The organism is Lysinibacillus sp. HST-98 (genome assembly GCF_016757845.1).
In the GTDB taxonomy this organism is placed as follows: Bacteria; Bacillota; Bacilli; order Bacillales_A; family Planococcaceae; genus Lysinibacillus; species Lysinibacillus capsici.
Window position 1 is genome coordinate 374,514 of sequence record NZ_JAENHX010000004.1, and the last position, 13,333, is coordinate 387,846.

12 protein-coding genes and 1 riboswitch are annotated in these 13,333 nt (G+C 37.1%); of the genes, 4 read left to right on the forward strand and 8 right to left on the reverse strand.

The window, feature by feature from the left end; genetic code table 11:
* Nucleotides 1–34 precede the first annotated feature (34 nt).
* The 4 genes from JIN86_RS12575 to JIN86_RS12590 form a co-directional block, all read right to left on the reverse strand.
* Complete coding sequence (locus tag JIN86_RS12575; RefSeq protein WP_202342072.1) at nt 35–2,245, reverse strand: sensor histidine kinase; 2,211 nt, start codon at nt 2,243–2,245, stop codon at nt 35–37.
* Nucleotides 2,246–2,261: 16 nt separating this feature from the next.
* Nucleotides 2,262–2,417, reverse strand: coding sequence for a hypothetical protein (locus JIN86_RS12580; protein WP_004229738.1), 156 nt, complete (start codon nt 2,415–2,417; stop codon nt 2,262–2,264).
* Nucleotides 2,395–3,087, reverse strand: a complete 693-nt coding sequence (locus JIN86_RS12585; protein ID WP_004229740.1) for a response regulator transcription factor — start codon at nt 3,085–3,087, stop codon at nt 2,395–2,397. The genes JIN86_RS12580 and JIN86_RS12585 overlap by 23 nt, the downstream gene beginning before the upstream one ends.
* Nucleotides 3,088–3,163: 76 nt before the next feature.
* Complete coding sequence (locus JIN86_RS12590) at nt 3,164–4,027, reverse strand: DMT family transporter (RefSeq protein ID WP_009371802.1); 864 nt, start codon at nt 4,025–4,027, stop codon at nt 3,164–3,166.
* Between the two features lie 155 nt (nt 4,028–4,182).
* On the opposite strand from JIN86_RS12590, the gene JIN86_RS12595 reads away from it, so the two are divergent.
* The gene (locus tag JIN86_RS12595) at nt 4,183–4,413 is read left to right on the forward strand and encodes a MerR family transcriptional regulator (RefSeq protein ID WP_004229745.1); all 231 of its coding nucleotides are present in this window, start codon (nt 4,183–4,185) and stop codon (nt 4,411–4,413) included.
* 59 nt (nt 4,414–4,472) lie between these two features.
* Here the strand turns inward: JIN86_RS12595 and JIN86_RS12600 are convergent, their stop codons facing one another.
* The 3 genes from JIN86_RS12600 to JIN86_RS12610 all read right to left on the reverse strand — a co-directional run bounded on the left by JIN86_RS12600 (nt 4,473) and on the right by JIN86_RS12610 (nt 7,939).
* Nucleotides 4,473–5,459: a homoserine dehydrogenase gene (locus tag JIN86_RS12600; protein ID WP_202342073.1), complete on the reverse strand. Its 987-nt coding sequence runs from the start codon at nt 5,457–5,459 to the stop codon at nt 4,473–4,475.
* 463 nt (nt 5,460–5,922) lie between these two features.
* Nucleotides 5,923–6,306 carry a hypothetical protein gene (locus JIN86_RS12605; protein WP_004229747.1) on the reverse strand — a complete coding sequence of 128 codons (384 nt, stop codon included), beginning with the start codon at nt 6,304–6,306 and terminating at the stop codon, nt 5,923–5,925.
* A 331-nt stretch (nt 6,307–6,637) separates the two neighbouring features.
* On the reverse strand, nt 6,638–7,939 hold the full coding sequence (locus JIN86_RS12610; protein WP_202342074.1) for an O-acetylhomoserine aminocarboxypropyltransferase/cysteine synthase family protein: 1,302 nt from the start codon (nt 7,937–7,939) through the stop codon (nt 6,638–6,640).
* 116 nt (nt 7,940–8,055) lie between these two features.
* Nucleotides 8,056–8,169: riboswitch (SAM riboswitch) on the reverse strand.
* A gap of 153 nt (nt 8,170–8,322) precedes the next feature.
* Between JIN86_RS12610 and JIN86_RS12615 the strand changes: the two genes are divergently transcribed.
* Both JIN86_RS12615 and JIN86_RS12620 read left to right on the forward strand, forming a co-directional pair.
* On the forward strand, nt 8,323–8,955 hold the full coding sequence (locus JIN86_RS12615; protein WP_202342075.1) for a glycerol-3-phosphate acyltransferase: 633 nt from the start codon (nt 8,323–8,325) through the stop codon (nt 8,953–8,955).
* A gap of 195 nt (nt 8,956–9,150) precedes the next feature.
* On the forward strand, nt 9,151–10,632 hold the full coding sequence (locus tag JIN86_RS12620; protein WP_048393276.1) for a DASS family sodium-coupled anion symporter: 1,482 nt from the start codon (nt 9,151–9,153) through the stop codon (nt 10,630–10,632).
* Nucleotides 10,633–10,705: 73 nt separating this feature from the next.
* Here the strand turns inward: JIN86_RS12620 and JIN86_RS12625 are convergent, their stop codons facing one another.
* Nucleotides 10,706–12,229 (reverse strand): succinyl-CoA:acetate CoA-transferase ScpC, encoded by a 1,524-nt coding sequence (locus JIN86_RS12625; RefSeq protein WP_202342076.1) that lies wholly within the window; start codon nt 12,227–12,229, stop codon nt 10,706–10,708.
* 367 nt (nt 12,230–12,596) lie between these two features.
* On the opposite strand from JIN86_RS12625, the gene chrR reads away from it, so the two are divergent.
* The gene (gene chrR / locus JIN86_RS12630; protein ID WP_004229757.1) at nt 12,597–13,328 is read left to right on the forward strand and encodes a class II chromate reductase ChrR; all 732 of its coding nucleotides are present in this window, start codon (nt 12,597–12,599) and stop codon (nt 13,326–13,328) included.
* Nucleotides 13,329–13,333 lie beyond the last annotated feature (5 nt).

Sequence of the window (13,333 nt, forward strand, 5' to 3'; positions counted from 1 at the left end):
AAAAAGGCGGCAGAAGTTTGCCGCCTTTTTACCATTAAACTGCTGGAATTCGAACGATTACTTTAAATAAATCGCCATCTACATCAATGCTCATTCTTGCTCCGTGTAAATCGACAATGGATTGTGCAATGGCTAATCCAAGCCCTGAGCCCTCTGTATGACGTGAGGCATCTGCACGTTTAAAGCGTTCAAATAATTCTTCAGCATCTTCACTAATTTCATACTTTGCTACATTTTTCACCGTAAATTCAGCATCGCCATCTGCCGTACGCTTAAATGTCACATAAACACGCGTTCCCTCTAGCGCATACTTCAAGACATTGACAATTAAATTATCAATAAGTCTCCACCATTTTTGACCATCCACATATGCAAAGATTGGATCATGAGGCATGGTCATTCGTAAATCTAGTTGTGACTGTGTTAAATCCTCTTTATGCTCCCCTACAGCTTGCTGGATAAGCTGTGTTAAATCTACTCGACTGCGGTGAAGTTCAATATTACCGCTTGCCATTTTCGATACTTCAAAAAGGTCTTCAATCAGCACTTTTAAACGTTCAGACTTTTTATCCAGTATATGAATGTATTGTTTCCGTTCTTCCTCTGTAATATTTGGCTTCTTCAATAAATCGGTATACGTAATTATTGAGGTTAAAGGAGTACGTAAATCATGACTCACATTTGTAATCAGCTCTGTTTTTAAACGCTCACTTTTCGCCTGCTCATGCATGGACGTACGCACACCTTCTCGTAAATGATTGAGGTTTTCTGCATGACCTGTAAGCGGAGATTTACCTTTTACCTTTACATCACGGTTTAAACGTCCTTCAGCCATATCCTTCGTATCTTTCATAATACGATTTAAATAACCCATTCTTGATAAGAAAACAATCATAGCAGGGAACCCTATCAGCATACAAATACCAAGCACAAGGACTGCAAAGCTCCCTACTCCAGTCATGAATGCAACAAGGCTACCTCCTCCAAAGAATGCTGCGGCTATCATTACAATTGAATGCAATGCAATTGAACGATTAATAAATAAGTCAGTCATCGAATCGCCAAGTGACCATAAATAACTCGATTTCACATTCTCCTCTAGCTTTTTCAAAGTATCTACTCTTGTATACAACCATATTAATTGTACGAAGAAAACACTACCAATTACCATTAGAACAACTATTTTAAAGGCAATATCAAGTATAAAACGAACATAATTATTATTATATATTGAATTATATTCTATAGATTCAAAAACAACTTGTGCTGAAAAGAAATACATAAAGGCTGTTATTAATAAAAGAATAATTTGAACATCAATTTTATACTTTGTTAATAGATCTTTTTCCTTCATGCTCATAACTATCTGTAATAAGTCCTTACGCCCCCTCCATACAAAGACGGCCATTATAATACTTGTGATCCAAATAAAGTAATGGGTATATTGATTGCGCTGAAACTGTTGAAATTGTTGGTATCCTCCTTGTATCAAATCTTCTGATATTACTGCTTTTTTAGAGATAGCTATTACACCTGTATATTCTGTCGTTTCGTAAAGGTCATCTACATTCACATACGTTTCTGTACGGTAAAAAATATCTCTTAAATTATCACTGATATTCCATGCATATAGCGGTTTTCGATCAGTATACTTTATTTTATAGGCACTACTTTCAGAAACATCACCAGAACGGTAAATTTTACCATTTTCTGTATTTGTCAACTCATATGACCAATAATCATAGGTTTTACTAAAGTTTTTGGATTCAGTTTGAGCGGCTTTGATATATTTATCAATAAGTTCTTCTTTTTCTGCAAAAATCTTCTTTCGTACATGCTCATCATCTTCAAAATTTGCGGTAATATCTTTAATTTTAGTATCCCGTTCAGTCTCTAGTTTTGTCTTTAATTCTGTAGCATTGGCATCTACAGCTTCCTGAATGCGCTGTTCATATTGTGCTTTAATATTTTCGATTTGCTGCCCTAATGTACCATAGTAATTACGATGATCATCTATTTCAGTTTGGGTAATCTCAATTTTATTTTTCAATTCCTCTGCATTCGGTACATTAATTACTAACGGTCCTAGTTCTGCAGTGAAATTATCGATTTCATGCTGGAAATTTTCCGATTCGAAATATGATTTCCCAATATACTGGTACCCCACATGATAAAAAGTAAAGATACCGAAAACTGTCCAGATTAAACACATTAACACGAGAAGAGATTTCCATTTTTTCACCATAAGTCTTTACACTCCTCTAAAAAATTCTTTCTAGTAACTGTAAAACCTCTGAGGAGCGAGAATTGACAATTTGATAGGCATAAACACCAAAATAAATGAGTCCAACAACGCCTGCTAGAAATCCTGCAATTGTCATATACTTCTCTAGTTTATTTTTCCATTTTATAGCCAACGCCCCATACCACCTTTAGATAGCGTGGATTTTTCGGATCAGCTTCAATTTTCTCACGTATTTTCCGAATGTGAACAGCTACAATATTTTCAGCATTATAAGCTTCCTCATTCCAAACACGTTCATAAATTTCACGAATCGAAAACACACGCCCTGCATTTTTCATTAATAGTTCTGTAATTTTATATTCTATCGGGGTTAGTCGAACTGGTTCTCCTTCTAGTACAACTTCTTTTGCCTCTTCATCAAGAACTAGTCCGTCTATTTCCACTTTTGTAGCTCCCTCACTATAAGTTCCTAGCTGCACATAACGGCGCAGCTGTGATTTTACACGTGCCAATAGCTCTAATGGATGGAATGGCTTTGTCACATAATCATCTGCTCCTACCGATAATCCATGAATCTTATCGCCATCCTCCGCCTTTGCACTTAGCATGATAATGGGGATATTGCGCTCTTCCCTAATTTTAAAGGTTGCTGTAATTCCATCCATATTTGGCATCATGATATCTAAAATTATTAAATGTACTTCATTGTTCTCTAGCTTTTTTAATGCGTCTAAGCCATCTGCTGCTTTAATGACATGATAGCCTTCATTTTTTAAATAGATTTCAATACCATCACGAATATCTTGATCGTCATCTGTAACAAGAACTGTTAATTTCGTCATGATATACACCTCGCTCTCAAATATAAGTGTATCTTCTAAATCTTAAAAACCAGCTATTATAAAAATGAAGAATTTCTTAAGGTTTTAGCTTTTTTCTCCCACCCAATGTTAAAACAACAATGCCACCTAAAAGCATCGCTACTCCAAGCCAGGAAACTACACTTAAGTGTTCTCCAACTAAAAACACACCAAGAATTGCAGCAGTCAAGGGTTCTGCTAATGAAAGTGTTACAGCTGAGGATGAACTAATTTTTTGTAGTCCACTTAAAAACAGGAAATACGCTACGCTTGTACACATAATCCCCATAAATAACATTGTCCATAAGTTGTGCACATTTACTAACCAGGAAAATCCACCTTGTAAAGAAAACGGCAGTAAAAACAAAGCGCAAATGGAGAATGTCATAGCAACTGCGGGTAATGCCTCTTCTTGTGCCATTAATTTTTTACTTATGTTTGTGTAAAATGCAAAGGATAAACCTGCACAAAGCGCTAATATGAAACCGCCAACGTGAACAGAATCCTCTCCATTATTCATAAACAATAAAAGACATCCGATAATGGCCATCAATGTAGCAAGTCCCCATACCGCTGTGGGACGTGTTTTCCATACTAGCCACTCTAAAACACCAGAAAACACTGGTGCACTACCAATAGTAGCAACAGTTCCAATGGCTATACCTGTTAGGCGAATGGATGAGAAGAAAAGACCTTGGAAAAGCGCAATACTAGCCGCAGCTAAAATTGTCCATTTCCATGACCACCTTAAAAAGTTAATTTTCCTCATTATAATCGTAATAACTAATAATAAACTGCCACCAATTGCAGAACGAACCATGGCCACTGCTGTTGGAGATACCCCTTGATCCAAATATGTTTGGGCAGTACCTGTCATTCCCCATAGAATAGCTGCTAGTAATACAAACAATGAATTTAGCATTTATCAACTCATCCCCGCTTCACATCTTTATCCATACTAATCATACATATTTATCCAAAATCAAACAATTATCATTTTTACTTTTCTTTTAATTCCAATAGTATGTTTTCTCATGAATGGACGTTATAATAAAAGCAGTAAAAGGAGCGAATCGTATGTACAAATCAATTGAAGAGACAGCTATAGATCTTGGTATGCCTGAGGATCAAGTAATGCGTCTAATTTACGAAGGACGCATCCGTTCTGTTTACGATGGCCAACAAATTTTAATCAATAGTGGACAATTCAGCACTTATTTTAAACAATTGGAACGTATAAAAGAGGAAATTGAAATTTGGCGTGCTACTCCTATTCCAGAGGACATAGACGTCAAAGATGAAGACTAAAAGCCCACCATTCATACAATTGAACATTGTTGAATGGCGGGCCTTTTTTAAAGCTTTTATTAGATTGTCACAACAAATCCTGCTCTTTTCCCAATGATTTCAGCATAATCTTCTACCATGACACTCGCTGTTGGATACATCCCTGCTCCAGGACCGATTAATGTTAGTGTACCAATATAGTTAGTCTCTAATGCCACCGCATTGAACACATCATCGACTGGATAAAGTGGATGCTCTTTATCAACTAGTTGAGGACCTACTTTTGCAATAATCTTACCATCAGCTAGTTTTTCCACTTCAGCTACATGACGGTAACGTAGACCCTTTTCACATGCTTCATGAACTTGTTCAGCAGAGATACTATCGATCCCAATTACCTCTACATCTGACCAGTCAGGCTGCTCACCAAAAGCTAAGGCACTTAATATCATTAATTTTTTAAATGCATCCTGCCCAGATATATCATTATATGGATCTGCTTCGGCATAACCTAAGCCTTGTGCCTCTTTTAAAGCTGTTTCGAACGACCAGCCCTGTGCACGCATTTTTGTTAAAATATAATTACATGTGCCATTTAAGACACCTTGTATACGACTTACATCATTTACAAGTAAGATATTCTTCATTGTTTTTATAACAGGTACGCCACCAGCAGTAGTAGCCTCATAGCCTACAAAAACGCCATTTGCTTTTGCAAGATCCTGCAACTCCAAACCTCGTTTGGCAAACATCACTTTATTGGCAGTAATAACATGACACTTATGTTCCACCGCTCGCTTTAAATAACTGTATGCAGGTTCTTCGTTCACAATTGCTTCAAACACTACCTGCATACCTGGCTCTGCTAAGACTTCATCCATACTTGTTGTCATCAAATTTGCTGTGCCTGGTACACGTTCACGACTAGCATCTGTCACTAAAATCTTCGCTAACTCTAATTCAATACCTAATTTATTTTTTAGCTCTTCTCGTTTTTCATTTAAAATATGGTAAATCCCCTGACCTACCGTTCCAAATCCTAAAATCGCTGCCTTTATAGTTGCCATTCTTATTATTCCCTCCAACTTACATTCCGCAGTTTCATTAAAGCTAACTCTCCATGGGGTTGTGTCATGACAATTTGACACCCACCGCAGTCTTTAGCCAACAACTCTCTTTGTATGAGTTTCGCTATTTATATATGTGTTAGTACACATACAAATTCAAATAATTCAAAATTTAACTTAAAGAAAATTGTAACGCAAATACACACTTTGCACAAGAAAAATCTTTCTAGGAAGGACATTTGTTTTCTCTAGATGTGCAAAAGAAATCGGTTTCATTCCCTTTATTATACGTTTTATTAATCAATCTATAAGATTTGAACAAATATTGACTATTTACATTTCAATATATGAATGTCTTTCTTCTATTATATATATGTATGCTCAGACACTCATTACAATCCCTTTAAAGAAAAAACTCATTCCCTGTAGCAGCAGAGAATGAGCTTAAAAATATGAGGGGGTTTTAACTTGCTTTTGAAAGCAATTGATAACGGTATTGTGCTAAAGCTTGTTGAACAAGACTAATCTCTTCTTCTGTAAAATTTGGTATTGCATACGTACGTTCCACTAATTGAAATGTACCATACTTCAAGTAAAACTCTGTCGCAGGAAGTGAGATATGGCTCACACCATACTGTTCATATGCCTCAAATACTTCCTTAACAGTAAAGTCTTCTTCAGTAAAAACACGTTCTTGAAATGCTGTATGACCAAATACTTCCTGCCATTTTCTTTCGACTGATGTAAGAAGGTGTTGAATGGATTTATTGTTGACAAATACATGCCCTTCATTTAGCTCATATATTAGATAGGATACAATGTTTTGCGCACTATAGATGTTACCCATTTTAAACACTCCTTTATCATCAGTTTTTGGGAAGAGTAGTCACTGGCTAGGCAACTACTCTTCTATATATTCAAAAGTGGGGGAGCACTTATGAAAACATTTACCTTTTTTTAAAAATTTTTGTACTGTTAACTTATTTCTTAGTATATAACGTGGATTTAACAAAGTCAATAATACATATAAAATTACTTGGTATTATTTTTTATAAGGTTCTGATAATTAATGGGTGCAGTAATAGATTGATGTAGCAACGTTTAACGCATTACCAAATGAGGCTAATCGAATGAGAAAATACGTTAACGTCACAACATTTTACCATTTGCTTTAAACTTTAAGCTTCTACTGTTTGTTCAGTTGTTGTAGCCTGTGTAATGGCTTGATCTAAATCAGCAATAATATCCTCTACTGCCTCTAAACCGATGGATAAGCGAATGAGCGACTCGGTTACACCAGCTTGAACTAATTCTTCTGCTGATAGTTGCTGATGAGTAGTGGAAGCTGGATGAATAATTAATGACTTTGCATCACCTACATTTGCTACATGTGAAAATAATTTCACGCTATCAATAAGCTTTCGCCCAGCTTCTCGTCCACCCTTGATGCCAAATGTAAGCACTGAACCGAAGCCATTTCTTAAATATTTTTTTGCTAACTCATGTGTCGGAAAATCTTCTAGGCCATTATAATTTACATACTCCACAGATGGGTGGTTTTGTAAATACTCAGCCACTGCCAATGCATTTTCATTGTGTTTAGGGATACGCAGATGAAGCGTTTCTAACCCTTGCAATAAATTAAAGGCAGCATCAGCACTTAATGTTGGACCAAAATCACGTAATAATTGTACACGTAGCTTTGTAGCAAAGGCTGCAGAAGCTGTATCAATTCCATAACGTAGCCCATGGTAAGAGGCATCTGGTTCAGTAAAACCAGGGAATCGACCGCTAGTCCAATCAAACTTACCAGCGTCTACAACAACGCCCCCTAAAGTTGTACCATGACCTCCTATCCATTTAGTTGCAGAATGAACTACAACATCTGCGCCGTATTCAATAGGTGTAGAACCATAAGGAGAAGCGAACGTGCTGTCAATAATTAATGGTAGACCATTATCATGTGCAATTTTAGCTACTGCTTCAATATCTAAAACCTTTAAACTTGGATTACCATAAACCTCTGCAAAGACCGCTTTTGTTTTATCAGTAATCGCTGCTTTGAAATTCTCTGGGTTTGTTTCATCTACAAAAATTGTTTTAATACCATAGTTTGGTAATGTGTTAGCAAATAAATTATACGTACCACCATATAAAGAACTAGCTGCTACTATCTCATCACCCGCTCCAGCTAGATTTAAAATGGAAAATGCGATAGCTGCTGCACCAGATGAAAGTGCTACTGCTGCTGTTCCACCTTCCAATAAAGCCACACGTTTTTCAAACACATCAACTGTTGGATTGGTAATTCGTGTGTAAATGTTCCCTGCTTCCTCTAAGGCAAAAAGACGTTGCGCATGAGCAGTATCTTTAAATACGAAAGCAGTTGAGCGATAGACTGGAACTGTGCGAGAACCCGTCACTGGGTCTGGCTCTTGACCACCATGCAACAGCAATGTTTCTGGTTTAAAATTTGTCATTGTGTACCTCCAAATGGTTATTTTTTTACGATGGTACCGGAGATGAGGAGGATTTTTCTGTAGAAAACAAAAACCCTCTTCAGCTAAGAAGAGGGTTGCGGTTGCAAGTTTTCCTCCCCTTATCTGCCAGATCCAAGTAAGAATCTGTAGGAATTAGCACCTTAGTAAGCTCATTGCTTACTGGTTGCCGGGCATCATAGGGCCTATCCCTCCGCCGCTCTTGATAAGAGTATGAGATTCAATTTCCATCGTTGTTACACAGTATAAACATAGAGTTTTTTTCTGTCAACATGTAAATTTTATTTTTTCCGAAACTTCTGTCTGCTCTTATACGTAATATGAACGCATACACTATTTTAAAAAATTTTGAGAGGAGTATTTTTATGGTAAAGGCCGTGATCATTTTTCTTATGATTGGCTATTTAATAGGCTGTATTCACGGCTCTAAAGTGGCTCAATTTTTATCGGGGGTTGATTTAAAAAAGGCAGGCCACGGTAATGCTGGTGCCTCTAATGCTACTCTTTCCCTTGGCTGGAAATATGGCGTTTTAGTAGCCCTCATCGATATAGTCAAAGGTGTTGTGGCTATTATAGGTGCGCATTTTTATCTAGCTGACGCCATTCATTTAACAGAAGAACAAATTTGGCTGCTTACTTATATTATGGCTGCTGGGGTTATTTTAGGTCATAATTTCCCCTTCTACATGGGCTTCAATGGCGGGAAAGGAACTGCCTCCATTATTGGTATTTTACTTGCTGTTGATTGGAAGATTGGTTTATTTGCACTTATTTTATTTGTTATTTTATCCTTTGCAACAAATTATTTAATTGTTGGTGTTCTAGAATTTTATCTCGTGTTTTGTACAGCAACTTATTTATGGATTCCTGGCATTGGCCCAACCATTATAGCTCTTCTTCTTTTTGGCATAGCCATCATCCTGCACCTTGAAAATATTAAACGATTAGTCAATGGCACAGAGCCTAAAGTAACTTCTGCCTTTAAGAAAAAGAAATAATATTTCATGGATATTTTTGTATTCTTTGTGACCATGTATTTTCTCTTTATCTACTCATATTGCTGTAAAAAACACAATTTTCACATCGATTTTTTTCTACAATAAAATCAACATATTCTTATCTTAATAAAACATTATACAGGCCGATGTTATGGATAATAATCGTCATTTTTATTGCAGAAAGGATGAGAAAATATGTCTTCCCCAAAGCAAGCAGCTACAAAACTTAATTTAAAGCCACTATGGATTGGCTTGGCATTCGCGTTACTAATCATTATTACCTTTTTACCTAACAATGGTGATTTACCTATAGCTGGGCAACGAGCTTTAGCCATTTTAGCTTTTGCAGTCATCCTTTGGGTTACAGAGGCCGTTTCATATCCTGTGAGCTCGGCCATGATCATTGCACTAGTAACTGTTTTACTAGGACTCGCTCCGTCAATGGATAATCCAACTACAGAGCTAGGAACAGCTAGCGCATTAAAATTATCTTTAAGTGGCTTTAGTAATTCTGCCGTTGCTTTAGTAGCAGCAGCTCTTTTTCTAGCCGCAGCAATGCAAATTACTAATCTACATAAACGACTTGCACTTTGGATTCTTTCACTGGTAGGAACGAAAACAAAAGCTATCGTATTTGGCGCTATTTTAGTCTCTATCGTCCTCGCATTTTTTGTACCTTCTGCTACAGCACGAGCTGGCGCAGTAGTACCGATTTTGCTTGGAATGGTGGCAGCATTTGGTTTACCACGTGATAGTCGGCTTGCTGCCTTATTAGTTATTACTTCGGTACAAGCCGTTTCCATTTGGAATATTGGTATTAAAACTGCAGCAGCTCAAAATATGGTGGCTTTAAACTTTATCCAAGAGCAATTTAATGTGGATATTTCATGGGGTGCTTGGCTACTTTATGCCGCCCCCTTCTCAATTATTATGTCGATCTTTTTATTTTTCATTATGATTGCTTTAATTAAACCTGAGACTAGCAATATCGAAGGTGGTAAAGAGGTCATCAAAAAACAGCTTGCAGAGCTTGGCCCATTAAAGGCTCCTGAAATTCGTTTAATCATTACATCCGTAGTTTTACTATTTTTCTGGGCAACTGAAGGAAAACTACATCCATTTGATACGACAACAGTCACAATTATTGCTATCGCGATTCTATTAATGCCTAAAATCGGTGTGTATTCGTGGAAGGAAGTTGAGCCTCATATTCCATGGGGAACAATTATCGTCTTTGCGGTAGGCATTATGTTAGGAACCATTTTACTAAATACGCAAGGTGCTGCATGGTTATCAGATAAAGTTTTTGGTTCACTCGGGCTAGATACTATGCCTTTACTAGCAACCATCGCACTCGTAACTTTATTTAACATTTTGATTCATTTAGGCTTTGCAAGCGCAACTAGCTTAGCCTCAGCACTTATACCTGTGTTTATCGTTTTAGCCTCCACATTAACGGCTAATGTTGATCAAGTTGGTTTTGTTATTGTGCAACAATTCGTCATAAGCTTTGGCTTCCTATTACCAATTAGTGCACCACAAAACATGCTTGCCTATGGTACAGGCTCCTTTACAACAAAGGATTTCTTGAAATCTGGAATTCCATTAACCATTATCGGTTTCCTTCTCGTACTTTTGTTCTCTGCAACGTATTGGAAATGGATTGGATTATTATAGAACTTTCATTAAATTAAAACGTAAAAGCCTTGAAGAAACAGACTATTTGTCCTTCAAGGCTTTTAAGATAAGACTATTGTTTCGTAAAAGCAGGATCCTTCATCGTACCGTTTTTCGCATAGTTAACGTGCCATGATAGTGCTTTTTCTAGGTCATGTGGTGTGTGATGTCCACCCGTTGCCTCATTGGCATCATTAAAGTACTGCCACAGCTGCTCCCTATAATCAGGATGTGCACAATTATCAATGATAAGTCCCACTCGTTCTTTTGGAGCAAGTCCTCGTAAATCTGCTACGCCCTGTTCAGTTACAATGACATCAACATCATGCTCCGTATGATCCACATGCGAGACCATTGGAACAATACTCGAAATATCTCCACCCTTAGCATAAGACTTTGTCACAAAAATTCCTAAACGTGCATTACGAGCAAAGTCACCAGACCCTCCGATACCATTCATCATCTTTGTACCAGAAACGTGTGTGGAATTCACATTGCCGTAAATATCTAATTCCAATGCTGTATTCACTGAAATTAATCCGAGTCGACGAATAATTTCAGGCTGATTTGAAATTTCTTGAGGGCGCAGCACTAATTTATCAGCATATTTTTCAAAATTCCCATAAACACGGTTTCCTACTTGCTCAGAAAGGGTAATAGAAGTAGCAGATGCAAAATTCACTTTCCCTGCATCCATTAATTCAAATACTGCATCTTGGAGAACTTCTGAATAAACTTCTAAGTTCTCAAACTCAGAATCTTTAAAGCCGAGCAATACAGCATTCGCTACTGAGCCTACCCCAGATTGAATTGGTCGTAAACTTGTTGTTAAGCGACCTACTTTAATCTCTTCACGTAGGAAATTTAATAAGTGATTAGCCATAACATCTGTCTCTTCATCAGCTGGGACAATCGTTGATGGCGCATCTAATATATCCGAAATGACGATGCCTTTTACTTTATCTAAATCTAGTGGAATTCCAATTATACCAAGACGATCTGAAACATTCTGTAAAGGAATTGGATCACGTTTTCCTTGTTGTGCAGGTACGTAAATATCATGTATACCTTCTAATGCATCAAGCTGTGCTACGTTTAATTCAATGATGACTTGGTCTGCTTCTTGCACAAAAATGGGAGAGTTACCAACTGAAGTTGTAGGAATTAATAAGCCTTCTTCTGTAATAGCAGCCGCTTCAATGATCGCAAAATCAATTGGTCCAATAATACCTTGACGAACAAGCTCAGCATTATGGGAAAGATGGGCATCGACAAATGTGATATCACCGCTATTGATTTTATTACGAATGCCAGCATCTGCTTGGAAAGGACCTCGCTTACGAATGACCCCTGCTTCTGCTAAATATTGGTCTACCTCAGGTCCAAGTGATGCACCTGTAAAGACATCTACTTGAAAATCCTCTTTTTTCGCTTTCTCTACGAGTGCAAGAGGTACAACCTTTACATCGCCAGCACGTGTGAATCCGCTCATCCCTAATACCATGCCATCCTTAATCCAAGAAGCTGCTTCTTCTGCTGTTACAACCTTGCTTCGTAATTGTTCATAACGAAGCTTTTTCGCTAACTTTTCTTCCATTCCCTATTCCTCCATTCCACTTCATTTTTGTTCAACTTGCATATTTGGTTCCAGTAAATCTGTGACATCCGTCAGAGAATGTATCTTTATTCCAGGAGGATTTCATCACCTAATAGCTAATGCTGTCTAAACATTTGTGAATAAAGATCATGTAATTTTTGGTAGCACAACCAAATAAACAGTCGCTTCCATAATTTTATACTATTTAGAATATTTAATCTATATCAAATGAAATATTTTACTTTACGAGATAATTTCGACATTTATAAATTATTTATAAATAACTTTTTGTTCCTCATTATTCGATTTTGCTAGAAAAGCGTGCTATGCTCAAGGTATAGAACAGACACAAAGGAGAGAGTTTTTAATGGTTAAAGAACTATTACGTAACCATTCCTCGGTACGCATCTATGATGGAGAACCGATTTCAAAAGAAATCATTGAAGATTTAATTGGAACAGCACAAATGGCTGCAACATCACATTTTGTGCAAGCCTATAGTGTAATATGGGTAACAGATGCAGATAAAAAGGAAAAATTAGGCTTACTCTCTGGTAATCCACGTCAATATGAAACTTCAGGTGGGGCATTTGTTTTTTGCGTAGATTTCAAGCGACTTCAAATGGCGGGGAAACTAGAAGGAGTGGATATTGTAGCTGATTCTGCAGAAAATGTCCTTGTTGGGGTAGCAGATGTATCATTGTTCGCACAGAATTTTGTTATTGCGGCAGAATCAATGGGTTATGGCATTTGCTATATTGGAGGTGTACGCAATAAACCTTCTGAAATCAGTGAATTATTTAATCTGCCTGATCACGTTTTCCCATTATTCGGGCTAACAATTGGCGTTCCTGCACGTCGCAATGAGGTAAAACCTCGTTTACCTGTATCTGCTGTATTACATGAAAATGAATACAAAGTTGAAAAATATGAAGAGCTTTTACCTGCCTACAACGAGGAAATGGAAATATACTATAACAGCCGTTCGTCAAACAGAAAAATTGATAACTGGACAAAGCAGATGGCTGATTTTTTAATCGAACAACGACGTCCGCATATCAAAGAGTTTTTAGCAACAAAAGGGTTTAATTGGAAATAAATGAA

What these genes read in the sequence shown, in the direction of transcription:
- JIN86_RS12575 (WP_202342072.1), bottom strand. Translation starts at nt 2,245, where the DNA reads ATGGTGAAAAAATGGAAATCTCTTCTCGTGTTAATGTGTTTAATCTGG.
- JIN86_RS12610 (WP_202342074.1), bottom strand. Translation starts at nt 7,939, where the DNA reads ATGACAAATTTTAAACCAGAAACATTGCTGTTGCATGGTGGTCAAGAG.
- JIN86_RS12625 (WP_202342076.1), bottom strand. Translation starts at nt 12,229, where the DNA reads ATGGAAGAAAAGTTAGCGAAAAAGCTTCGTTATGAACAATTACGAAGC.
- JIN86_RS12605 (WP_004229747.1), bottom strand. Translation starts at nt 6,306, where the DNA reads ATGGGTAACATCTATAGTGCGCAAAACATTGTATCCTATCTAATATAT.
- chrR (WP_004229757.1), top strand. Translation starts at nt 12,597, where the DNA reads ATGGTTAAAGAACTATTACGTAACCATTCCTCGGTACGCATCTATGAT.
- JIN86_RS12600 (WP_202342073.1), bottom strand. Translation starts at nt 5,459, where the DNA reads ATGGCAACTATAAAGGCAGCGATTTTAGGATTTGGAACGGTAGGTCAG.
- JIN86_RS12620 (WP_048393276.1), top strand. Translation starts at nt 9,151, where the DNA reads ATGTCTTCCCCAAAGCAAGCAGCTACAAAACTTAATTTAAAGCCACTA.
- JIN86_RS12585 (WP_004229740.1), bottom strand. Translation starts at nt 3,087, where the DNA reads ATGACGAAATTAACAGTTCTTGTTACAGATGACGATCAAGATATTCGT.
- JIN86_RS12615 (WP_202342075.1), top strand. Translation starts at nt 8,323, where the DNA reads ATGGTAAAGGCCGTGATCATTTTTCTTATGATTGGCTATTTAATAGGC.
- JIN86_RS12590 (WP_009371802.1), bottom strand. Translation starts at nt 4,027, where the DNA reads ATGCTAAATTCATTGTTTGTATTACTAGCAGCTATTCTATGGGGAATG.
- JIN86_RS12595 (WP_004229745.1), top strand. Translation starts at nt 4,183, where the DNA reads ATGTACAAATCAATTGAAGAGACAGCTATAGATCTTGGTATGCCTGAG.